The organism is Providencia sp. PROV205 (genome assembly GCF_028479505.1).
GTDB lineage: Bacteria > Pseudomonadota > Gammaproteobacteria > Enterobacterales > Enterobacteriaceae > Providencia > Providencia huaxiensis.
The window spans coordinates 1-21,259 of sequence record NZ_JAMPNU010000042.1 but is presented as its reverse complement, the minus strand read 5'-3'; the positions used below and the strand labels follow the sequence as shown (position 1 = coordinate 21,259).

General features: G+C 43.5%; 38 protein-coding genes. 5 read left to right on the top strand and 33 right to left on the bottom strand.

Going from position 1 to position 21,259, the window contains the following annotated elements:
• A partial coding sequence (locus tag PR800_RS19025; protein WP_272531245.1) for a DNA-processing protein DprA occupies positions 1-438 on the bottom strand: 438 nt, incomplete at its 3' end.
• 133 nt (positions 439-571) lie between these two features.
• On the opposite strand from PR800_RS19025, the gene def reads away from it, so the two are divergent.
• From def to mscL, 5 genes are all read left to right on the top strand, one after another.
• Entirely contained in the window at positions 572-1,093 is a 522-nt protein-coding gene (gene def, locus PR800_RS19020) for a peptide deformylase (protein ID WP_004907170.1), read from the top strand.
• Positions 1,094-1,121: 28 nt separating this feature from the next.
• Entirely contained in the window at positions 1,122-2,069 is a 948-nt protein-coding gene (gene fmt / locus PR800_RS19015) for a methionyl-tRNA formyltransferase (RefSeq protein ID WP_102140609.1), read from the top strand.
• A gap of 69 nt (positions 2,070-2,138) precedes the next feature.
• Positions 2,139-3,422 carry a 16S rRNA (cytosine(967)-C(5))-methyltransferase RsmB gene (gene rsmB, locus PR800_RS19010; protein ID WP_102140608.1) on the top strand — a complete coding sequence of 428 codons (1,284 nt, stop codon included), beginning with the start codon at positions 2,139-2,141 and terminating at the stop codon, positions 3,420-3,422.
• 36 nt (positions 3,423-3,458) lie between these two features.
• Complete coding sequence (trkA, locus tag PR800_RS19005; protein ID WP_102140607.1) at positions 3,459-4,835, top strand: Trk system potassium transporter TrkA; 1,377 nt, start codon at positions 3,459-3,461, stop codon at positions 4,833-4,835.
• A gap of 105 nt (positions 4,836-4,940) precedes the next feature.
• The gene (gene mscL / locus PR800_RS19000; protein ID WP_102140606.1) at positions 4,941-5,351 is read left to right on the top strand and encodes a large-conductance mechanosensitive channel protein MscL; all 411 of its coding nucleotides are present in this window, start codon (positions 4,941-4,943) and stop codon (positions 5,349-5,351) included.
• Here mscL and PR800_RS18995 read toward each other — a convergent pair whose 3' ends face one another.
• The 32 genes from PR800_RS18995 to bfd all read right to left on the bottom strand — a co-directional run bounded on the left by PR800_RS18995 (position 5,352) and on the right by bfd (position 20,986).
• Positions 5,352-5,552, bottom strand: a complete 201-nt coding sequence (locus PR800_RS18995) for an alternative ribosome-rescue factor A (protein WP_166268287.1) — start codon at positions 5,550-5,552, stop codon at positions 5,352-5,354.
• 33 nt (positions 5,553-5,585) lie between these two features.
• Entirely contained in the window at positions 5,586-6,002 is a 417-nt protein-coding gene (gene zntR, locus PR800_RS18990) for a Zn(2+)-responsive transcriptional regulator (RefSeq protein ID WP_102140615.1), read from the bottom strand.
• Between the two features lie 132 nt (positions 6,003-6,134).
• Positions 6,135-6,521 (bottom strand): 50S ribosomal protein L17, encoded by a 387-nt coding sequence (rplQ, locus tag PR800_RS18985; RefSeq protein WP_004907152.1) that lies wholly within the window; start codon positions 6,519-6,521, stop codon positions 6,135-6,137.
• 37 nt (positions 6,522-6,558) lie between these two features.
• A complete protein-coding gene (locus PR800_RS18980; RefSeq protein ID WP_004265491.1) occupies positions 6,559-7,548 on the bottom strand; it encodes a DNA-directed RNA polymerase subunit alpha in 990 nt (329 codons plus the stop codon).
• Between the two features lie 25 nt (positions 7,549-7,573).
• Complete coding sequence (rpsD, locus tag PR800_RS18975) at positions 7,574-8,194, bottom strand: 30S ribosomal protein S4 (protein ID WP_004265487.1); 621 nt, start codon at positions 8,192-8,194, stop codon at positions 7,574-7,576.
• Positions 8,195-8,231: 37 nt separating this feature from the next.
• Positions 8,232-8,621 carry a 30S ribosomal protein S11 gene (gene rpsK / locus PR800_RS18970; protein WP_002919257.1) on the bottom strand — a complete coding sequence of 130 codons (390 nt, stop codon included), beginning with the start codon at positions 8,619-8,621 and terminating at the stop codon, positions 8,232-8,234.
• A 16-nt stretch (positions 8,622-8,637) separates the two neighbouring features.
• Positions 8,638-8,994, bottom strand: a complete 357-nt coding sequence (gene rpsM, locus PR800_RS18965) for a 30S ribosomal protein S13 (protein ID WP_004907144.1) — start codon at positions 8,992-8,994, stop codon at positions 8,638-8,640.
• A gap of 145 nt (positions 8,995-9,139) precedes the next feature.
• Entirely contained in the window at positions 9,140-9,256 is a 117-nt protein-coding gene (rpmJ, locus tag PR800_RS18960) for a 50S ribosomal protein L36 (RefSeq protein ID WP_004265484.1), read from the bottom strand.
• Positions 9,257-9,302: 46 nt separating this feature from the next.
• Complete coding sequence (gene secY, locus PR800_RS18955; RefSeq protein WP_004265481.1) at positions 9,303-10,628, bottom strand: preprotein translocase subunit SecY; 1,326 nt, start codon at positions 10,626-10,628, stop codon at positions 9,303-9,305.
• Between the two features lie 7 nt (positions 10,629-10,635).
• A complete protein-coding gene (rplO, locus tag PR800_RS18950) occupies positions 10,636-11,070 on the bottom strand; it encodes a 50S ribosomal protein L15 (protein ID WP_004265478.1) in 435 nt (144 codons plus the stop codon).
• A 3-nt stretch (positions 11,071-11,073) separates the two neighbouring features.
• Complete coding sequence (rpmD, locus tag PR800_RS18945; RefSeq protein ID WP_004265475.1) at positions 11,074-11,253, bottom strand: 50S ribosomal protein L30; 180 nt, start codon at positions 11,251-11,253, stop codon at positions 11,074-11,076.
• 6 nt (positions 11,254-11,259) lie between these two features.
• Positions 11,260-11,760, bottom strand: coding sequence for a 30S ribosomal protein S5 (gene rpsE / locus PR800_RS18940; protein ID WP_006657022.1), 501 nt, complete (start codon positions 11,758-11,760; stop codon positions 11,260-11,262).
• A 14-nt stretch (positions 11,761-11,774) separates the two neighbouring features.
• Positions 11,775-12,128, bottom strand: a complete 354-nt coding sequence (rplR, locus tag PR800_RS18935; RefSeq protein ID WP_004907138.1) for a 50S ribosomal protein L18 — start codon at positions 12,126-12,128, stop codon at positions 11,775-11,777.
• Between the two features lie 9 nt (positions 12,129-12,137).
• On the bottom strand, positions 12,138-12,671 hold the full coding sequence (rplF, locus tag PR800_RS18930) for a 50S ribosomal protein L6 (protein ID WP_102140605.1): 534 nt from the start codon (positions 12,669-12,671) through the stop codon (positions 12,138-12,140).
• A 14-nt stretch (positions 12,672-12,685) separates the two neighbouring features.
• Positions 12,686-13,078, bottom strand: a complete 393-nt coding sequence (rpsH, locus tag PR800_RS18925) for a 30S ribosomal protein S8 (RefSeq protein ID WP_042847562.1) — start codon at positions 13,076-13,078, stop codon at positions 12,686-12,688.
• A 29-nt stretch (positions 13,079-13,107) separates the two neighbouring features.
• Positions 13,108-13,413 carry a 30S ribosomal protein S14 gene (gene rpsN, locus PR800_RS18920; protein WP_004265458.1) on the bottom strand — a complete coding sequence of 102 codons (306 nt, stop codon included), beginning with the start codon at positions 13,411-13,413 and terminating at the stop codon, positions 13,108-13,110.
• Between the two features lie 12 nt (positions 13,414-13,425).
• Positions 13,426-13,965 carry a 50S ribosomal protein L5 gene (rplE, locus tag PR800_RS18915; RefSeq protein WP_006816328.1) on the bottom strand — a complete coding sequence of 180 codons (540 nt, stop codon included), beginning with the start codon at positions 13,963-13,965 and terminating at the stop codon, positions 13,426-13,428.
• Positions 13,966-13,980: 15 nt separating this feature from the next.
• Complete coding sequence (rplX, locus tag PR800_RS18910; RefSeq protein WP_004265452.1) at positions 13,981-14,295, bottom strand: 50S ribosomal protein L24; 315 nt, start codon at positions 14,293-14,295, stop codon at positions 13,981-13,983.
• A gap of 10 nt (positions 14,296-14,305) precedes the next feature.
• Complete coding sequence (gene rplN, locus PR800_RS18905) at positions 14,306-14,677, bottom strand: 50S ribosomal protein L14 (protein ID WP_004265449.1); 372 nt, start codon at positions 14,675-14,677, stop codon at positions 14,306-14,308.
• A gap of 176 nt (positions 14,678-14,853) precedes the next feature.
• Positions 14,854-15,108, bottom strand: a complete 255-nt coding sequence (rpsQ, locus tag PR800_RS18900; RefSeq protein WP_042847566.1) for a 30S ribosomal protein S17 — start codon at positions 15,106-15,108, stop codon at positions 14,854-14,856.
• A complete protein-coding gene (gene rpmC / locus PR800_RS18895; protein ID WP_004265442.1) occupies positions 15,108-15,299 on the bottom strand; it encodes a 50S ribosomal protein L29 in 192 nt (63 codons plus the stop codon). The genes rpsQ and rpmC overlap by 1 nt, the downstream gene beginning before the upstream one ends.
• Positions 15,299-15,709, bottom strand: a complete 411-nt coding sequence (rplP, locus tag PR800_RS18890) for a 50S ribosomal protein L16 (protein ID WP_004265436.1) — start codon at positions 15,707-15,709, stop codon at positions 15,299-15,301. Before rplP ends, rpmC begins: the two co-directional genes overlap by 1 nt.
• 12 nt (positions 15,710-15,721) lie before the next feature.
• Positions 15,722-16,423: a 30S ribosomal protein S3 gene (gene rpsC / locus PR800_RS18885; protein WP_004907131.1), complete on the bottom strand. Its 702-nt coding sequence runs from the start codon at positions 16,421-16,423 to the stop codon at positions 15,722-15,724.
• Positions 16,424-16,440: 17 nt separating this feature from the next.
• Positions 16,441-16,773 carry a 50S ribosomal protein L22 gene (gene rplV, locus PR800_RS18880; protein ID WP_004265430.1) on the bottom strand — a complete coding sequence of 111 codons (333 nt, stop codon included), beginning with the start codon at positions 16,771-16,773 and terminating at the stop codon, positions 16,441-16,443.
• A 15-nt stretch (positions 16,774-16,788) separates the two neighbouring features.
• The gene (gene rpsS, locus PR800_RS18875) at positions 16,789-17,067 is read right to left on the bottom strand and encodes a 30S ribosomal protein S19 (RefSeq protein WP_004265426.1); all 279 of its coding nucleotides are present in this window, start codon (positions 17,065-17,067) and stop codon (positions 16,789-16,791) included.
• Between the two features lie 14 nt (positions 17,068-17,081).
• Positions 17,082-17,906 carry a 50S ribosomal protein L2 gene (gene rplB / locus PR800_RS18870; protein ID WP_004265422.1) on the bottom strand — a complete coding sequence of 275 codons (825 nt, stop codon included), beginning with the start codon at positions 17,904-17,906 and terminating at the stop codon, positions 17,082-17,084.
• Between the two features lie 19 nt (positions 17,907-17,925).
• Positions 17,926-18,228: a 50S ribosomal protein L23 gene (gene rplW / locus PR800_RS18865; RefSeq protein ID WP_004265420.1), complete on the bottom strand. Its 303-nt coding sequence runs from the start codon at positions 18,226-18,228 to the stop codon at positions 17,926-17,928.
• Positions 18,225-18,830: a 50S ribosomal protein L4 gene (gene rplD / locus PR800_RS18860; protein WP_004265418.1), complete on the bottom strand. Its 606-nt coding sequence runs from the start codon at positions 18,828-18,830 to the stop codon at positions 18,225-18,227. The genes rplW and rplD overlap by 4 nt, the downstream gene beginning before the upstream one ends.
• Positions 18,831-18,846: 16 nt before the next feature.
• On the bottom strand, positions 18,847-19,476 hold the full coding sequence (rplC, locus tag PR800_RS18855) for a 50S ribosomal protein L3 (RefSeq protein WP_004265414.1): 630 nt from the start codon (positions 19,474-19,476) through the stop codon (positions 18,847-18,849).
• A gap of 32 nt (positions 19,477-19,508) precedes the next feature.
• Complete coding sequence (gene rpsJ, locus PR800_RS18850) at positions 19,509-19,820, bottom strand: 30S ribosomal protein S10 (protein ID WP_001181005.1); 312 nt, start codon at positions 19,818-19,820, stop codon at positions 19,509-19,511.
• A 349-nt stretch (positions 19,821-20,169) separates the two neighbouring features.
• Complete coding sequence (gene bfr, locus PR800_RS18845) at positions 20,170-20,643, bottom strand: bacterioferritin (RefSeq protein ID WP_102140604.1); 474 nt, start codon at positions 20,641-20,643, stop codon at positions 20,170-20,172.
• A gap of 142 nt (positions 20,644-20,785) precedes the next feature.
• Entirely contained in the window at positions 20,786-20,986 is a 201-nt protein-coding gene (gene bfd / locus PR800_RS18840; RefSeq protein WP_004265412.1) for a bacterioferritin-associated ferredoxin, read from the bottom strand.
• Positions 20,987-21,259 lie beyond the last annotated feature (273 nt).

Below are 21,259 nucleotides of genomic sequence, written 5' to 3'. Positions count from 1 at the left end.
TAATGCAAGCCCACTTGTGATAGTTATACCATGGCGCACGAAACTCTTTACAAATAGGTTAGTCCATGTTCTGCCGTATTCACTTGCTCTACGACTTCCGACTATAGCAATTTGGGGTGTTACCAATAATTCACTTTTGCCCACGACAAAAAATAAAAGAGGGGGGCGGTAGATTTGCTTTAATAAAAAAGGGTAATGTGGATCACAAAAAGTAACCATTTGATGATGTTTACTTGAAAGCCATGCCTGTACTTTCTCAAGCCGGTGCATGGACACATTCATAAATTGCAATTGTTGTATTTCATTCAAGCCATGATGATGTAAGGCCTGATAACTAATTTTATTTAATTGTTTTAGCTCATTAATTATTCTTACTGCATGTAAAGGTAATAGCCTTTTAACCTGCGACATCCTTAACCAAATCTCTTGGGTATTCATTATTGTCATCCTGACTCATTAACAGATAGGTTATTCAGTGAACAAATCGTAACCAATACTGTCAATATGAAGGAGAAATGTCTAGAATAGTCATTAATTCCCTTTCACATTTTGGAAACCGCTCGAAAAATTTATGTCAGTCTTAAACGTATTACATTACCCAGACGAACGCTTACGCACAATCGCTAAGCCAGTAGACAAAGTTGATGCTTCTATACAGCGTATCGTTGATGATATGTTCGATACCATGTATGAAGAAGAAGGTATTGGCCTTGCAGCAACACAAGTCGATATCCATCAGAGAATCATCGTCATTGATGTGTCCGAAACCCGTGATGAGCGTTTGGTTCTTATTAACCCTGAATTACTTGATAAATCTGGGGAAACCGGTATCGAAGAAGGTTGCTTATCTATTCCAGAACAACATGGTTTCGTCCCTCGCGCTGAACAAGTAAAAGTTCGCGCACTAAACTATAACGGTGAGTCTTTTGAACTAGAGGCTGATGGTTTATTAGCTATCTGTATCCAACATGAAATGGACCACCTTGTTGGTAAACTATTTGTTGACTACTTATCACCTTTAAAACGTCAGCGCATCCGCCAGAAAGTTGAAAAATTAGACAGACTAAGAGCAAAAGAAGCCAAAAATAGCTAATTCGCTACATATAAATAGGGAAATTAACGTGTCAGAGCCATTGAAAATTATTTTTGCGGGTACACCAGATTTTGCGGCCAAACACTTAGCTGCTCTCTTAGATACTAGACACAAAGTCGTTGGCGTCCTCACTCGCCATGACAAACCTGCTGGAAGAGGCAAAAAGTTAACACCGAGTCCTGTCAAGGTTCTCGCTGAAGAACACCAACTACCTGTTTTTCAGCCAGTTTCTCTTAAGGATAGCGAAAACCAGCAGTGGATAAAAAACCAAAATGCTGACCTAATGATAGTTGTTGCCTACGGTTTGATTTTACCGCAAGCAGTTCTCGATATCCCTCGCTTAGGTTGCTTGAATGTTCACGGCTCTTTACTACCTCGCTGGAGAGGAGCTGCACCTATTCAACGTTCTATTTGGGCTGGTGATACGGAAACTGGTGTGACTATTATGCAAATGGACGCAGGTTTAGATACTGGTGATATGCTTTACAAAGCAATCTGTCCAATTACCCCTAGTGATACTAGCGCCTCGTTATATGCTAAATTAGCAATAACAGGCCCTGAAGCATTAATTCATACTGTTGAAATGCTATCTTCAGGCCAATGCATTGCTGAAAAACAAGACGAGTCATTAGCAAATTACGCAGAAAAATTATCGAAAGAAGAAGCTCGTATTAATTGGCAAGATGATGCTGTACATATTGAGCGTTGCATTCGTGCTTTCAATCCTTGGCCAATGAGCTATTTCATAGTTGAAGAACAACTCATTAAAGTTTGGCAAGCTGAAGTACTCACAGAAGCCCATGATAAGCAACCAGGAACAATTATTAGCGCTGATAAAAAAGGTATATCCATTGCCACAGGAAATGGCATACTAAATATTATTCAGCTACAACCGCCTGGCAAGAAAGCAATGAGTGCACAAGATATCCTAAACTCTCGTCGCGAATGGTTTATCCCAGAGCAAATTCTAGCATAACGAACTTGTAAACAGCCTGATGCCTTCAGGCTGTTTTATTTCAGTCACTAATGAATTCATCTTCTCTATATGAAAAATACATATAATTTACGCAGTATTGCGGCAACAGCAATTAACCAAGTCCTTGATAATGGCCAATCATTAAGTACTGTACTGCCTGACTTACAGCGTAATATCAATGATAAAGACAAAGCATTATTACAAGAAATTTGCTTTGGTGTTCTACGTTATTTACCTAAGCTTGAATGGTTTATTAACCAGCTAATGGAAAAACCATTAACGGGTAAACAAAGAATTCTACATTACTTAATCATGGTTGGTATCTACCAGCTCCTTTATACTCGCATTCCCCCTCATGCGGCATTAGCTGAAACAGTAGATGGAGCGGTTGCACTGAAAAAGCCCCAATTAAAAGGGCTTATTAATGGCGTGTTACGTTCATTTCAGCGCCAGCAAGCACAGCTAGAAGAGAGAATAGCTAACAACACTAGCCAATATTTGCATCCGAGCTGGTTATTAAAACGCCTACAAACAGCCTATCCAGATGATTGGCAATCTATTATTGAGGCAAATAACCAACGACCACCTATGTGGTTAAGAGTAAATTCTCAACATCACACTGCTGCACAGTATCTCAACTTATTAGAACAGTCTGAGATAACCGCACATTTGCACCCTTTACACCCAAATGCTATTCGGTTAGATGAACCCACCGCAGTATCTCGTCTTCCGGGCTTTGAAGATGGCTGGTCTACAGTACAAGATGTCTCAGCTCAAGGCTGTGCTGAATTGCTAGAACCTCAAAATGGGGAAAGTATTTTAGATTTATGTGCTGCACCCGGTGGAAAAACAACCCATATTTTGGAGCTAGCTCCTAAAGCGAATGTTATTGCTGTAGATATCGATGAACATCGTCTTAAAAGAGTAAAAGAAAATCTGATTCGCCTTAAGCAACACGCTGTTGTTATACAAGGAGACGGTACACTTCCCGAAACATGGGCTAAAGATCAGCGATTTGATCGTATTTTACTTGATGCTCCTTGTTCTGCTACAGGCGTTATTAGGCGTCATCCTGATATCAAATGGCTACGTCGTGACTCAGACATAAATGAATTAGCGCAGCTACAAGCTCAAATTCTTGAAGCTATCTGGCCTTATTTAAAACCGGGCGGCACGCTAGTCTATGCGACTTGCTCAATTATGCCCGAAGAAAATGGAAAGCAAATACAATATTTCCTATCTAAACATAATGATGCCAGTCTAAATGATGGAACCGATGCTGGGTTACAAGTATTACCAAGTACTCATGGTGGTGATGGTTTCTTTTATGCACGCTTAGTCAAAAAAGTGTAGTAAATTGTAGCCAGCTCTCTGATATAGGAAGATGTAATGAAGATCATTATTCTAGGTGCTGGGCAAGTTGGCGGAACACTTGCTGAAAATTTAGTTGATGAGAACAATGATATTACCGTCGTTGATACCGATGCTGATCGGTTACGTCAATTACAGGATCAATTCGATCTTCGAGTGGTAAATGGTCATGGTTCTCACCCTAGAGTGCTTCGAGATGCAGGCGCAGAAGATGCGGATATGTTGGTAGCGGTCACCAATTCCGATGAAACTAACATGATTGCTTGCCAAATTGCGTATAGCCTATTTAATACCCCAAATAAGATAGCGCGTATCAGGGCGACTGAATATATCCGTGAAGCCGACAAATTGTTTCTACCTGAACAAATCCCGATTGACTATTTAATATCGCCAGAACAATTAGTTATCGACTATATCTATAAATTAATTCAATACCCTGGCGCGCTTCAGGTTGTAAACTTTGCAGAAGGCAAAGTCAGCATAGTTGCTGTAAAAGCTTATTACGGCGGTTCACTCGTTGGTAATGCGCTATCGAGCTTGCGCGAACACATGCCACATATTGATACTCGTGTTGTCGCTATTTTCCGCCAAGATAGGCCTATTCGCCCACAAGGCTCAACAATCATTGAAGCAGGTGATGAGGTTTTTTTTGTTGCTTCAACGCAACATATCCGAGCTGTAATGAGTGAGCTGCAAAGACTAGAAAAACCCTACAAACGTTTGATGATAGTGGGTGGTGGTAACGTCGGAGCCGGCCTAGCAAGGCGACTAGAAAAAGATTACAGCGTGAAACTTATTGAGCGCAACCAGAAGCGCGCAACAGAACTTGCTGAGTTACTACATGATACCATTGTATTTTATGGCGATGCATCCGACCAAGAGTTACTCACAGAAGAACATATTGAGCAAATGGATGTTTTTATTGCCCTAACAAATGATGATGAAGCTAATATTATGTCTGCAATGTTAGCAAAAAAAATGGGCGCTAAAAAAGCAATGGTGCTTATACAACGCTCTGCATATGTTGAACTCGTTCAAGGAGGGGTAATTGATATTGCGATTTCACCTCAACAGGCAACAATTTCTGCTTTATTAAGCCATGTTAGAAAAGCGGATATAGTCAATGTTTCATCTTTAAGAAGAGGCGTAGCGGAAGCTATTGAAGCAATTGCACACGGTGATGAAAATACGTCAAAAGTGGTTGGTAAAAAAATATCTGAAATTAAACTTCCTCCAGGAACTATTATTGGTGCAATTGTTCGTGAAGAAGAAGTCATTATAGCTAGTGATTACCATACCATTGAACAAGGCGACCATGTCATTATGTTTATTACAGATAAAAAATATGTACCCGAAGTTGAAAAATTATTCCAACCAAGTCCATTCTTCTTATAAAAATAAACATAGTAAATATTTGTAGCTTAATAATTTTAGCGACTATAATTTGTTAACCTAATACATGTTTTGTTTCAATTGAATTATTTATTAAGGGGTCGTCTAATGAGCTTTTTAAAAGATTTCCGCGAATTTGCTATGAAGGGCAATGTAGTGGATATGGCAGTTGGTATTATTATTGGTGCTGCATTTGGTAAAATTGTATCTTCATTAGTTGCTGATATCATCATGCCTCCGCTAGGTTTACTGATCGGAGGTGTTGATTTCAAATCATTCAGCGTGGTATTAAAGGAAGCACAAGGGGATTTACCTGCGGTAGTACTAAATTATGGTATGTTTATACAAACCGTTTTTGACTTCGTTATTGTTGCGTTCGCTATCTTTATGGCAATTAAGATCATGAATAAAGTTCGCCGTGAAAAGGAAGCAGCACCAGCTGAACCAGCTCCACCATCTAAAGAAGAAGTCCTGTTATCAGAAATACGTGATCTTTTAAAAGAACAAAATAAAAATTAACTAAAAGGCCAGTGGTAATAAGTAAATAAACCTATTACCACTGGCCTCCCAATTAACTGAATTCTTATTCTTTTCCTTTCTTGTATAACTTCCTTTCCCTTTTTTATTTTTTTCAACTCTTTGACGAAATAGTGGGTCATGGAGTAATGCTTCAATCGCATTATCTTTAATCTCACCACGTTTATGTTGATATTTGCTCATAACATACCTTTATATAGTTAACAGATTATAGAATTAATAAACTTTAGACGCCCCTTTTTCTAATATCTCCATAATAGAGCAATAGGTTGTCGCATGTTCTTCACCACAACATGCCGAGCTTAACATTTTCAGTGAATCACGCATAATAATAAGCTCTTGTATCTTTTTTTCAACTTCAAGTAATCTGAGATCAACAATCTGTTTAGATTCTTGACAAGTATGATGTTCTGGATCCACTCGAATTGAAAGCAGTTCAGTGATAGCTTCTAAAGTAAAGCCTAGCTGCTTTGCATAACGAATAAAACGTAATCGCTGGAGGTCTTTCTCAGTAAATAACCGATACCCACCTTCAGTTCTCTCTTTATGCCCCATCAAACCTTGTTTTTCATAAAAACGGATCGTATCAGGCGTCACATCTGCGAGCCTAGCAATTTCACCTATCTTATACATGCTCATCGTACTCACCTGTAAATAAGGGTTAATCACGAAAAATCCAAGGGAAAAAATTATTTGGAAAGATAAGAATAGCAGGTACAAAAAAACCGGGCAAATATACCCGGTTTTCTTGAAAGCGACGGCAGATTACTCTGCTGCTGCTTCTTGAGACTCAACAGCACGGTCAACAAGCTCGATGTAAGCCATCGGAGCGTTGTCACCTGTACGGTAGCCACACTTAAGAATACGAGTGTAACCACCTGCACGAGCTGCGAAACGAGGTCCCAGTTCATTAAATAATTTTGCAACGATCTCGTTATCACGAGTACGTGCGAATGCCAGACGACGATTAGCTACGCTGTCGGTCTTGGCAAGAGTAATCAGCGGCTCAACGACGCGACGCAGTTCTTTCGCTTTAGGCAGAGTCGTCTTGATGATCTCATGACGAACTAAAGAACCTGCCATGTTACGGAACATAGCTTGGCGGTGGCTGCTGTTGCGGTTCAATTGACGACCACTCTTACGATGGCGCATGACCTTATCCTTCTCAGTAAAACCTTAACCTGTGATCTTAATCATCAGCAATACTTGCTGGTGGCCAATTTTCTAGACGCATGCCCAGAGAAAGACCACGAGATGCCAAGACGTCCTTAATTTCAGTAAGAGATTTCTTACCAAGGTTCGGAGTTTTGAGCAACTCAACTTCTGTACGCTGTACCAGATCACCGATGTAGTGGATAGCTTCTGCTTTGAGGCAGTTAGCAGAGCGGACAGTCAATTCCAGATCGTCAACTGGGCGCAATAAGATAGGATCGAATTCTGGTTTCTCTTCTTTAACTTCAGGCTGACGAACATCACGTAAGTCAACAAAAGCTTCAAGTTGTTCAGCCAGAATGGTTGCCGCACGGCGAATCGCCTCTTCAGGATCGATTGTACCGTTAGTTTCCATTTCAATAACTAACTTATCCAAGTCTGTACGTTGCTCAACACGAGCTGCTTCAACATTGTAGGCAATACGCTCTACTGGGCTGTAGCAAGCATCGACTAACAAACGACCGATTGGGCGCTCATCTTCTTCCGAATGAACTCGGGCAGAAGCCGGCACATAACCACGACCACGCTGTACTTTAATTCGCATATTAATAGATGCGCTTTCGTCAGTAAGGTGGCAGATGATGTGCTGTGGCTTGACGATTTCGACATCACCATCATGGATGATGTCGGCTGCAGTCACAGGGCCAATGCCAGATTTATTCAAGGTTAAAATAACTTCATCTTTCCCCTGAACTTTTACCGCCAGCCCTTTCAGGTTGAGGAGAATCTCCAGGATATCTTCCTGTACACCTTCTTTGGTGCTGTACTCATGCAGTACACCATCAATCTCAACCTCTGTCACCGCACAACCCGGCATAGACGAAAGCAGAATACGGCGCAGTGCGTTACCAAGAGTATGGCCAAAGCCACGCTCTAAAGGCTCAAGGGTCACCTTAGCGTGCGTCGAACTCACTTGCTCGATATCTACCAGGCGCGGTTTTAGAAACTCTGTCACAGAACCCTGCATTGTGTCCTCTCTTTGGTGCTAAGCTTTACTTGGAGTAAAGCTCGACGATCAGGTGTTCGTTAATGTCCGCAGACAAGTCAGTACGTTCAGGAATACGTTTGAACACACCTTCCATTTTAGCAGCATCAACTTCCAGCCAAGTTGGCTTCTCACGCTGTTCAGCCAGCTCTAAAGCAGCCTTAATACGAGACTGTTTTTTAGCTTTCTCACGAACGCTGATAACGTCATTCGGGGAAACCTGATAAGAAGCGATATTAACTACACGGCCATTTACCATGATAGCTTTATGGCTAACCATTTGACGTGCTTCTGCGCGAGTTGCGCCAAAGCCCATACGGTAAACGACGTTATCAAGACGACCTTCAAGCAAAGTCAGCAGGTTTTCACCTGTGTTGCCTTTCAGACGTGTTGCTTCTTTGTAATAGTTACGGAATTGACGTTCCAGAACACCGTAGATACGACGAACTTTTTGTTTTTCACGTAACTGGACGCCATAGTCAGACAGACGCGGTTTACGCGCACCGTGCTGGCCTGGAGCCTGTTCTAATTTACACTTGGTGTCAATCGCGCGAACACCAGACTTCAGGAAGAGGTCTGTTCCTTCGCGACGGCTCAGCTTGAGCTTAGGACCCAAATATCTAGCCATTTTCTTTCTCCAACAGTCCTAAAAAAAACGAAACGTATTAAACGCGACGTTTTTTCGGTGGGCGACAACCGTTATGAGGGATAGGAGTCACATCAGTAATATTAGTGATGCGAAAACCAGCGGCGTTCAGAGCACGAATTGTTGATTCGCGACCCGGACCCGGTCCCTTAACCATAACTTCCAGGTTTTTGATTCCGTATTCTTTCACAGCTTCTGCGCAACGCTCTGCTGCAACCTGAGCTGCGAACGGAGTAGATTTGCGAGAACCACGGAAACCGGAACCACCGGCAGTTGCCCAACCTAATGCGTTACCTTGACGGTCAGTAATAGTAACGATTGTGTTGTTGAAAGAAGCATGGATATGAGCCACACCGTCTGAGACTTGTTTTCTTACACGCTTACGTGCACGAATTGGTGCTTTTGCCATTATTCAATACCCCGACTTATTTCTTGATCGGCTTACGCGGACCCTTACGGGTACGAGCGTTAGTCTTAGTACGCTGTCCGCGTACAGGAAGACCACGACGATGACGTAAACCACGGTAACATCCAAGGTCCATCAGACGCTTGATGCTCAGGGTAATTTCACGACGTAAGTCACCTTCTACAACGTATTTAGCAACTTCGTCACGCAGCTTGTCGATTTGTTCTTCAGACAGCTCACTGATCTTAACATTTTCAGCAATACCAGTTGCTTCACAGATAGCCTGTGAACGGGTCTTGCCGATGCCGAAAATCGATGTTAAAGCGATTACGGTATGTTTATGATCAGGAATGTTAATGCCTGCTATACGGGCCACTATGCACTCCTAAGTTAAAATATACATTACTGTGCTGAAAAGCCCGTTTTCAGGATACTCAAACAATAATGTATCTTAGATAAAAAAGATTGGCTGGCTAATTTAGCCAGCTCAACCCAACTTTGCAAGAAAAAAATGCTTTTTCTTAACCTTGACGTTGTTTATGTCTTGGTTCAACACTGCAAATTACACGAACGCTACCATTGCGACGAATAATTTTGCAGTTACGGCATAATTTCTTGACGGAAGCACGAACTTTCATTTTTACTCTCCGTAACTTCTAAGCAAACCATAACCACACTAAGTGATTACTTACCTTTCAGGTTTGCTTTCTTCAATGCAGACTCATACTGACTTGACATCATTAGAGTTTGCACTTGAGCCATAAAGTCCATGATAACGACAACCACGATTAAGAGGGAAGTACCACCAAAATAGAAAGGTACTTTCATTGCGTCACGCATGAACTCCGGGATTAGGCAGATGAAGGTAATATATAATGCGCCAACTAGTGTTAAGCGAGTCATTACCTTATCAATGTACTTGGCCGTTTGCTCTCCCGGACGAATTCCTGGTACAAATGCACCGGACTTCTTCAGGTTATCTGCCGTTTCTCTTGGGTTGAAAACCAACGCCGTATAGAAGAAACAGAAGAAGATGATCGCAGATGCATAAAGTAGCACATATAACGGTTGACCAGGCTGCAAATACATAGAAATAGTCGTCAGCCAGTCCCAGCCAGTTCCATCACCAAACCAAGATGCTATTGTACCCGGGAATAGTATGATACTGGAAGCAAAAATTGCAGGAATTACACCCGCCATATTCACTTTTAACGGTAAATGTGTACTTTGTGCTGCATAAACACGGCGACCTTGCTGACGTTTAGCGTAGTTAACGACGATTCGGCGTTGTCCACGTTCCATAAACACAACAAAGAAAGTAACCGCGAATACTAACACCGCAACCAACAGCAACAGGAGGAAGTGCAGATCGCCCTGCCGAGCTTGCTCGATGGTATGGCCAATGGCCGGCGGTAATCCCGCAACAATACCAGCGAAGATAATGATAGAAATACCGTTACCGATACCTCTTTCAGTTATCTGTTCACCCAACCACATTAGGAACATTGTTCCTGTGACTAAGCTAACAACTGCCGTAAAGTAGAACGGGAGGCCTGGATCAATAACTAACCCTTGCATCCCTGGCATATTCGGTAGACCCATTGCAATACCAATAGATTGGAATATTGCTAATACCAGAGTACCCCAGCGAGTATATTGGCTTATCTTCCGACGACCTGCTTCTCCTTCCTTCTTGATCTCTGCTAATCGTGGATTAACCACAGATAATAATTGGATAATAATCGATGCCGAAATATACGGCATGATACCCAAAGCAAAGATAGAAGCACGGCTAAGAGCACCACCAGAGAACATGTTAAACATTTCAATGATGGTGCCTTGTTGCTGTTCGAGCAATTTGGCAAGCACAGTGGCATCAATACCAGGGATTGGAATAAAAGAACCAATTCGGAAAACAATTAGCGCACCAATTACAAACAAAAGTCTGCGTTTAAGTTCGCCAGCTCCACCTTTGGCACTTTGAAAATCTAATCCTGGTTGTTTAGCCATCTGTCACTTATTCCTCAATTTTACCGCCGGCAGCTTCGATTGCAGCGCGAGCACCTTTAGTAACACGAAGGCCACGTACAGTAACTGCACGGTTCACTTCGCCAGACAGAATAACTTTAGCGTATTCAATCTGGATGCCAACAACGTTCGCGGCTTTCAGTGCGTTCAGATCAATAACATCGCCTTCAACAGCAGCAAAATCAGACAGACGAATCTCTGCAGTGATCATTGCTTTACGTGAAGTGAAGCCGAATTTCGGCAAACGACGGTATAAAGGCATCTGGCCACCTTCGAAACCACGACGTACGCCACCGCCAGAACGAGATTTCTGACCTTTGTGACCACGGCCGCCGGTTTTACCCAGACCAGAACCGATACCACGACCTACGCGTTTAGGCGCGTGCTTGGCACCTTCAGCCGGAGACAGAGTATTTAAACGCATCTCTTACTCCTCAACTTTAACCATGTAGGAAACCAAGTTGACCATACCACGTACAGCAGGAGTATCCTCGCGCTCTACTGTATGACCAATGCGACGCAGACCTAAACCGACCAGTGTTGCCTTATGCTTAGGCAGACGACCGATTGAACTGCGAACTTGTGTAATTTTAATAGTCTTAGCCATAGCCGATTACCCCAGAATTTCTTCGACGGATTTTCCACGCTTAGCTGCGACCATTTCTGGAGACTTCATGCTGTCTAAAGCATCCAGTGTTGCACGAACCACGTTGATTGGGTTTGTGGAACCATAGGTTTTAGCCAGTACGTTGCGAACTCCAGCTACTTCTAAAACAGCACGCATTGCACCGCCGGCAATGATACCGGTACCTTCGTGAGCAGGTTGCATAAACACACGAGAACCAGTGTGTGTACCTTTCACAGGGTGGAACAATGTGCCGTTGTTTAGAGCAACGGTTTTCATACTGCGACGGGCTTTTTCCATCGCTTTCTGGATTGCTGCCGGAACTTCGCGCGCTTTGCCGTAGCCAAAACCAACGCGACCGTTACCATCACCAACTACAGTCAGTGCGGTAAAGCTGAAAATACGGCCACCTTTAACGGTTTTTGCTACGCGGTTTACCGCGATCAGCTTTTCCTGCAGTTCGCCAGCTTGTTTTTCGATGTGAGACATCTTACACCTCTACCTTAGAACTGAAGGCCAGCTTCACGGGCAGCATCTGCCAGTGCCTGGACTCTACCATGATATTGGAAACCAGAACGGTCAAAAGCAACAACAGTGATGCCTTTTTCCAGTGCGCGTTCAGCAACTAACTTACCAACAATTGCTGCTGCGTCTTTGTTTCCAGTAAACTTAACTTGTTCATTGATAGCTTTTTCTGTAGTAGAAGCTGCAACCAATGTTTCAGAACCGTTCGGTGCGATAACCTGCGCATAAATATGGCGTGGAGTACGATGTACCACCAGGCGAGTCGCACCCAACTCTTGGATCTTACGGCGTGCGCGGGTCGCACGACGGATACGAGCTGCTTTCTTATCCATAGTGTTACCTTACTTCTTCTTAGCCTCTTTGGTACGCACGATTTCATCGGCGTAACGAACACCTTTACCTTTATAAGGCTCAGGACGACGGTAAGCACGCAGTTCTGCTGCAACTTGACCAATCACTTGCTTATCCGCACCTTTCAGTACGATTTCAGTTTGTGTTGGGCATTCAGCAGTAATGCCTGCTGGCAGTGCGTGTTCAACCGGATGCGAAAAACCTAAAGACAAGCTTACAGCATTGCCTTTGATTGCTGCACGGTAACCAACACCGACCAGTTGAAGCTTTTTAGTGAAGCCTTCGGTAACACCAACAACCATTGCATTGCACAGTGAACGAGTCGTACCCGCTTGTGCCCATGCATCTTCAAAACCTTCACGAGGAGCGAAAGTCAGTTGGTTGTCTTCGTTTTTAACTTCAACTGCATTATGGATAGTACGAGTAAGCTCGCCGTTTTTACCCTTAATCGAAATAACCTGACCGTTGAGTTTTACCTCTACGCCGGCAGGAATGACGACGGGTGCTTTTGCCACACGAGACATTCTTTCCTCCCGAATTAAGCTACGTAGCAGAGAATCTCGCCACCAAGACCAGCTTGGCGAGCTGCACGATCAGTCATGACACCTTTAGAGGTAGAAATAACAGCGATACCTAAACCAGCCATAACTTGTGGCAGCTCATCTTTTTTCTTATAGATGCGCAGACTTGGGCGGCTTACACGCTGAATGCTTTCTACAACAGCCTTACCTTGGAAATAACGTAAAGTCAGTTCCAGTTCTGGCTTGATGTCGCCTTCAATTTTAAAATCTTCAATATAACCTTCTTCCTTCAGCACTTTGGCAATTGCCACTTTCAGCTTGGAGGAAGGCATGGTGACCGCAACTTTGTTCGCGGCCTGACCGTTACGGATACGGGTCAGCATATCCGCGATGGGATCTTGCATGCTCATCTGTCTTTACTCCCGTGATTCAAATGGAATTACCAACTTGCCTTTTTAAGGCCCGGGATTTCACCGCGCATAGCGGCTTCACGGACTTTAATACGGCTCAGACCAAACTTCCGCAGGAAACCGTGCGGACGCCCTGTTTGACGGCAGCGATTACGCTGACGAGAAGGACTTGAATCACGTGGCAGTGTTTGCAGCTTGAGAACAGCGTCCCAGCGATCTTCATCAGATGCTTTAACATCAGAGATGATAGCTTTCAGTTCTACGCGTTTTGCGAAGAATTTCTCAGCTAATTTAGCACGTTTAACATCACGCGCTTTCATAGATTTCTTAGCCATGAGTACCCTGCCTTACTTGCGGAACGGGAAGTTGAACGCTGCTAACAGTGCGCGACCTTCGTCATCTGATTTCGCAGTAGTGGTGATAGTAATATCTAAACCACGTACGCGATCCACTTTATCGTAATCGATTTCAGGGAAGATGATTTGTTCACGAACACCCATGCTGTAGTTACCGCGACCATCGAAAGACTTAGCGGGCAAGCCACGGAAGTCACGAATACGTGGTACAGCAATAGAAATCAGACGCTCAAGGAACTCCCACATGCGTTCGCCACGCAGGGTTACTTTACAGCCGATTGGATAGCCCTGACGGATTTTGAAGCCTGCAACAGATTTGCGTGCTTTGGTGATCAAAGGTTTTTGACCTGAGATTGCTGTTAAATCAGCTGCTGCGTTATCCAGCAGTTTTTTATCAGCAATCGCTTCACCAACACCCATATTCAGGGTGATCTTCTCGACCCGAGGGACTTGCATGACAGAAGTGTAATTAAACTCAGTCATGAGCTTATTAACTACTTCGTCTTTATAGTAATCATGCAGTTTCGCCATCGTATACTCCAAAAATTACTTGATAGTTTCACTGTTAGACTTGAAGAAACGGACTTTTTTGCCGTCTTCGAATCTAAAGCCTACACGGTCAGCCTTGCCAGTTGCCGCGTTAAAGATTGCAACGTTAGAAACTTGAATAGCCGCTTCTTTTTCAACGATGCCACCTGGTTGGTTCAGAGCCGGTACAGGCTTCTGATGTTTTTTAACCAGATTGATACCTTCAACGATAACTTTACTAGAAGAAATAACCTGTTTTACTTTACCGCGCTTACCTTTGTCTTTCCCAGTTAGCACGATAACTTCGTCATCACGACGGATTTTCGCTGCCATAGTTCGCTCCTTAGAGTACTTCAGGTGCCAGAGAGATAATTTTCATAAACTTCTCATTACGAAGTTCACGAGTTACCGGCCCAAAAATACGCGTACCGATTACTTGCTCGCTGTTGTTATTTAATAACACACAAGCATTACCATCGAAGCGAATGACAGAACCGTCAGGGCGACGTACACCCTTCTTGGTGCGCACCACTACCGCTTTCAGGACATCACCCTTTTTAACTTTACCGCGTGGAATTGCTTCTTTAACAGTAATTTTAATGATGTCGCCTACATGTGCATAGCGACGGTGCGAGCCACCTAGAACCTTGATACACATTACGCGACGTGCACCGGAGTTGTCGGCCACGTTCAGCATAGTCTGTTCTTGGATCATTTTAGTGCTCCGCTAAATGTCAACTACTACTGAGCCACCTCATTATGAAGAGGCCGTTCAAATATACCCATACTACGAGGGCGCGGCATTATAACACCACATCATCGTGTTGGACAGAAAAAAATAAACGGCTCAGTCAAAAAAGAGCCGTTTATTCATCAGGAAAAGTTATTCTATTACAGAACAGCTTTTTCTACAACGCGAACTAAGGCCCAAGACTTAGTCTTAGACAGTGGACGAGTTTCGCGGATTTCTACCACGTCACCGATTCCACATTCATTGTTCTCGTCATGTACGTGCAATTTAGTCGTACGACGGATGAATTTACCATACAGAGGGTGTTTCACCATACGCTCGATAGCAACAACAATAGATTTCTCCATTTTATCGCTAACTACACGACCTTGCAGAGTACGGATTTTATCGCTCATTACGCACCTGCCTTCTCAGTCAGTAAAGTCTTCACACGTGCGATATCGCGACGCACTTGTTTCAACAGATGAGACTGTTGCAGCTGACCACTTGCAGCCTGCATACGTAAATTAAATTGTTCACGTAACAGGTTCAAAAGTTCAGCATTCAGCTCTTCAACGCTTTTTTCGCGCAGCTCTTGTGCTTTCATTACATCACCGTCTTAGTTACAAAGGTGGTTTTGATAGGCAGTTTCGCTGCTGCCAAAGAGAATGCCTCACGAGCCAGCTCTTCAGGCACACCGTCCATTTCGTATAGAACTTTACCAGGCTGGATTAAGGCAACCCAATATTCTACGTTACCTTTACCTTTACCCATACGAACTTCGAGTGGTTTCTCAGTGATTGGTTTGTCTGGGAACACACGGATCCAGATTTTACCTTGACGCTTAATAGCACGGGTCATAGCACGACGTGCCGCTTCGATCTGACGTGCAGTCAGACGACCACGGCCAACAGCTTTAAGACCGAAAGTGCCGAAGCTAACATCCGTACCTTGCGCTAGACCACGGTTGCGGCCTTTGTGCACCTTACGGAATTTTGTACGCTTTGGTTGTAACATCAGCGACTCTCCTTACTTGCGGCCTTTACGCTGCTGCTTTTTAGGTTGAGCAGCTGGTTTCTCAGCTTGTTCAACAGCAGCCATACCACCCAGAATCTCACCTTTGAAGATCCATACCTTAACGCCGAGAACACCGTAAGTGGTGTGCGCTTCTGAAGTGTTGTAATCGATATCAGCACGTAATGTGTGCAGTGGCACACGGCCTTCACGATACCACTCGGTACGAGCGATTTCAGCACCGCCTAAACGGCCACTGACTTCAACTTTAATACCTTTAGCGCCCAGACGCATTGCGTTCTGTACTGCACGCTTCATAGCACGACGGAACATAACACGACGTTCCAGCTGTGAAGAAATGCTGTCAGCAACTAATTTAGCGTCTAGTTCTGGTTTACGAACTTCGGCGATATTGATTTGCGCAGGAACACCAGCGATATCCGCTACTGTTTTACGCAGTTTTTCAACGTCTTCACCTTTCTTACCGATAACGATACCTGGGCGAGCAGTGTGAATAGTCACACGGATGCTTTTCGCAGGACGTTCGATAACGATGCGAGAGATTGACGCTTTTGCCAGTTCTTTATTCAAGTACTGACGTACTTTAAAATCGCTGTCTAGGTTGTCAGCGAATTCATTGGTGTTCGCATACCAGGTAGAGTTCCAAGGTTTGACAATACCCAGGCGAATACCATTAGGATGTACTTTCTGACCCATTGCTAGTCTCCAGAGTCTCAGCGATCGGACACAACCACAGTAATGTGGCTGGTGCGCTTAAGAATACGATCTGCACGGCCTTTCGCACGCGGCATGATGCGTTTCATGGTTGGACCTTCGTCTACGAAAATTTTCGCAACTTTCAGGTCATCAATGTCAGCGCCATCGTTTTGCTCTGCGTTAGCAATTGCAGATTCAAGTACTTTCTTCACTAAACCAGCAGCTTTCTTGTTGGTGTAGGTCAGAATTTCCAGAGCTTGCGACACTTTCTTACCGCGAATCAGGTCGGCAACTAAGCGAACCTTCTGGGCAGAAGAACGAGCGTGGCGATGCATAGCTAAAGTTTCCATCTCTTCCTCCTATCCTTAACGTTTCTTAGCTTTCTTATCTGCCGCGTGGCCGCGATAAGTGCGAGTCGGTGCGAATTCACCCAGTTTGTGACCAACCATTTCGTCGGTTACAAAAACTGGAACATGCTGACGACCATTATGGACAGCGATGGTCAATCCGATCATATTAGGAAAGATCGTTGAACGACGGGACCAAGTCTTAAGAGGCTTCTTGTCTCCGCTTTCCACCGCTTTCTCTACCTTCTTCAGCAAGTGCAGGTCAATAAAAGGACCTTTCTTGAGAGAACGTGGCATGGTTTATCCTCTAATTATTTTTTAGAACGATGACGTACGATGAATTGATCAGTACGCTTGTTGCTACGAGTTTTCTTACCTTTGGTTTGAACGCCCCATGGTGTTACTGGGTGTTTACCAAAGTTACGGCCTTCACCACCACCATGTGGATGGTCTACTGGGTTCATCGCAGTACCGCGAACGGTAGGACGAACACCACGCCAGCGGCTAGCACCAGCTTTACCGAGAACACGTAACATATGTTCAGCGTTACCAACTTCACCAAGAGTTGCACGGCAATCAGCTAAAACTTTACGCATTTCACCAGAACGCAGACGTAATGTGACATAAGCACCATCACGAGCAACGATTTGAGCGTAAGTACCTGCTGAACGCGCTAACTGTCCACCTTTACCTGGTTTCAGTTCGATGTTATGAACTGTAGAACCAACAGGGATGTTGCGCATCGGCAGTGCGTTACCAGCTTTGATTGCTGAATCAACACCAGATTGAATCTGGTCGCCAGCTTTCAGGCCTTTTGGTGCAAGAATATAACGACGTTCACCGTCTTTATATAGAACCAGTGCAATGTTCGCAGAACGATTTGGATCATACTCCAAACGCTCAACAACTGCAGGAACACCGTCTTTGTTGCGTTTGAAGTCAACTAAACGATAATGCTGCTTATGGCCACCACCGATATGACGGGTAGTGATACGGCCATTGTTGTTACGACCACCGGATTTGCTGTTTTTTTCTAACAGCGGAGCATAAGGTTTACCCTTATGCAGCTCAGGGTTAACCACTTTAACTACGTGGCGACGGCCCGGAGACGTAGGTTTACATTTAACAACTGCCATTGTTCTTTACTCCTCCGACTTACTCAGCACCGCTAATGAAGTCCAAATTTTGGCCTTCTTTCAGCGTGACGTAAGCTTTTTTCCAGTCGCTACGACGACCGAAACGCTGACCGTGGCGTTTAGTTTTGCCTTTAACCAGCAAAGTGTTAACACCTTCAACTTCAACTTCAAACAGTTTCTGTACAGCAGCTTTGATTTCTGCTTTAGTCGCGTCTTTCGCAACTTTGAGAACGATGGTATTGCTTTTTTCCATCGCTGTAGAAGCTTTTTCAGATACATGCGGCGCGCGCAGTACTTTTAGCAGACGTTCTTCACGGATCATGCCAGCATCTCCTCAACTTGCTTCACAGCATCAGCAGTCATAACCACTTTGTCGAAGGCGATCAGGCTTACTGGATCAATACCTGCTGCATCACGAACGTCAACCTTATACAGGTTGCGCGCTGCTAAAAACAGATTTTCATCTAATTCAGCAGTGATGATCAGAACATCTTCCAGAGCCATATCTTTCAGTTTCTGTGCCAGCAACTTAGTTTTAGGTGCTTCAACAGAGAACTTCTCGACAACGATCAGACGATCTTGACGTACCAACTCAGAGAGGATGCTTTTTAAAGCACCACGGTACATCTTCTTATTTACTTTTTGACTGTGGTCCTGTGGTTTAGCTGCGAAGCTAACACCACCAGAGCGCCAAATTGGGCTCTTTACTGAACCAGAACGTGCACGGCCAGTACCTTTTTGACGCCATGGTTTTTTACCAGAACCAGAAACTTCAGCACGAGTTTTCTGAGCACGAGTACCTTGACGAGCACCAGCTGCATACGCAACAACTACTTGGTGAACAAGCGCTTCATTGAAATCACGCCCGAAGGTAGTTTCGGAAACAGTCAGCGCGCTTTGCGCGTCTTTCATTACCAATTCCATTCCTATCTCCTCGACGTTAAGCCTTGACAGCCGGTTTTACGATCAGGTTGCTACCAGTTGCTCCTGGAACAGCACCTTTGACCAGCAGCAGGTTGCGCTCAGCGTCAACACGTACTACATCTAAGCTTTGAACGGTTACACGCTCATTACCTAGTTGGCCTGCCATTTTCTTGCCTTTAAACACTTTGCCCGGAGTCTGGTTTTGACCGATAGAACCCGGAACACGGTGAGACAAGGAGTTACCGTGAGTAGCATCTTGAGTACGGAAATTCCAGCGCTTAACTGTGCCGGCAAAACCTTTACCTTTAGATGTACCAGTAACGTCGACTTTTTTAACGTCAGCGAAAATTTCAACGCTAATGCTTTGACCTACTGTGTATTCTGCACTATCTTCAATGCGGAATTCACGCAGGATACGGCCAGCTTCGACGCCAGCTTTAGCGAAATGACCTGCTTCAGGCTTAGTTACACGATTAGCTTTTTTGCTACCAGTAGTAACCTGAATTGCATTATAACCGTCAGTTTCTGCAGTTTTAACCTGAGTAACACGGTTATTTTCAATTTCGATAACAGTTACAGGTATAGAAACGCCATCTTCAGTGAAGATACGAGTCATACCGACTTTCTTACCGACTAAACCTTTCATTGTTTCAACCTCTCAATCGTTCGACGACCTGATTAACCCAGGCTGATCTGCACGTCAACGCCGGCAGCCAGGTCCAGACGCATCAGAGCATCAACGGTCTTTTCGGTTGGCTCAACGATGTCAACCAGACGCTTGTGAGTGCGAATTTCGTACTGATCACGCGCATCTTTGTTAACGTGCGGAGAAATCAGAACGGTAAAACGCTCTTTACGTGTCGGCAGCGGGATAGGACCACGAACTTGCGCACCAGTGCGCTTAGCAGTCTCTACGATTTCCGCAGTTGATTGATCGATTAAACGATGATCAAAAGCTTTCAGGCGGATACGGATTCTTTGGTTCTGCATGAGACCAGAGCTCCAACTATTTATAAACGTAAAATGATTACTCCTCGTACCCATTTCGATTGATGGGAGAGTGTAATCGTTCTTGATGTAACTTCCAAATCGGAAGTATTGTCTAAATGAGCAACAAATCGTTGACTCAATACTGATATTTCAGTCCTAAAATATAGGGCTTACTCATCAGTAAGCCCGCGCATTATACGTAAATTATAGGGAAACACAAGTAATCGAGGAAAATATGTGCGTTTTTTTTGAAGAGAATTATCGAAAAGCCCCCTCAATCTTGAAAAGAGAGATAACTGGGGGGCTTTTTATACAAATTTACTTAGTTAATGACCGTAGGAATACTATGTTATTCTTCTTTAACCTGCGCTTGTAGGTAATTTTGAAGCCCCAAACGGCTAATTAGCCCCAACTGGGTTTCTATCCAATCAATATGGTTTTCTTCATCAGCTAAAATTTCAATCATCAGATCTCGACTGACATAATCATGAACCGAGTCCGCATATTTAATAGCTTCTTTTAGATTCTTTGCTCCATCAATTTCAAGCTGCAAATCTGATTTCAACATCTCTTCAACATCTTCACCGATATTTAACTTGCCAAGGTCTTGTAAGTTAGGAATACCGTCGAGAAACAGAATTCGCTCTATATATTTATCTGCGTGTTTCATTTCATCGATTGATTCGTGATATTCCATCTCATTGAGACGAGTAAGTCCCCAATTTTTAAACATACGTGCATGCAAAAAATATTGGTTGATTGCAACTAGCTCATTGCCCAGTAGTTTATTTAGGTGGGCTATCATTTTTTTATCACCTTTCATTTCTACCTCCATCGCTTCCAGTCTTTTAAGTGTAGTACTGAAATTGATGTTAGTATAATTTTCACTCAATGCATTTAAACAAAAATATTGTTAAACAAAAGATGGTAGGTTTCGAGGGAATAAATTTGAGTGGTATTAAAGACTATGCAACCTCAGTGGCACACGCATCCTCAAAAATCATTTGTTCTTCATATAAAATTGCCTTTGTTTGTCTAATACACTTTCCACATTCTAAGCCTACAGGCAAAATTTGCCGTAGGCCCTTCAACGAGGTCACTTGATATTTTCTTGCGGCATTTCTGATCTGTTTATCAGTAATGGCTTCACAAAGGCAGATGTACATGATGCTTACCTGTATAAATCACATACAGATAGTTTAAATAAAAATGATTTGCATTTCAATTATCATTACCAGTGATTTACAAAGACCCTTAATTAGTAATAAGTCTGTTTTCAAGTAATTTAAATTAAAAGAAGAAGTTACTTACGATATGAACAATTCAACATATAAAACAATGCCACCCGATAATGGTGTTATATAGGCTAAATTTTTCTCACAGAAAATAAAAAGGGCACCTTATTTAGGTACCCTTCTTTAAAGCTAAATGAAGCTATG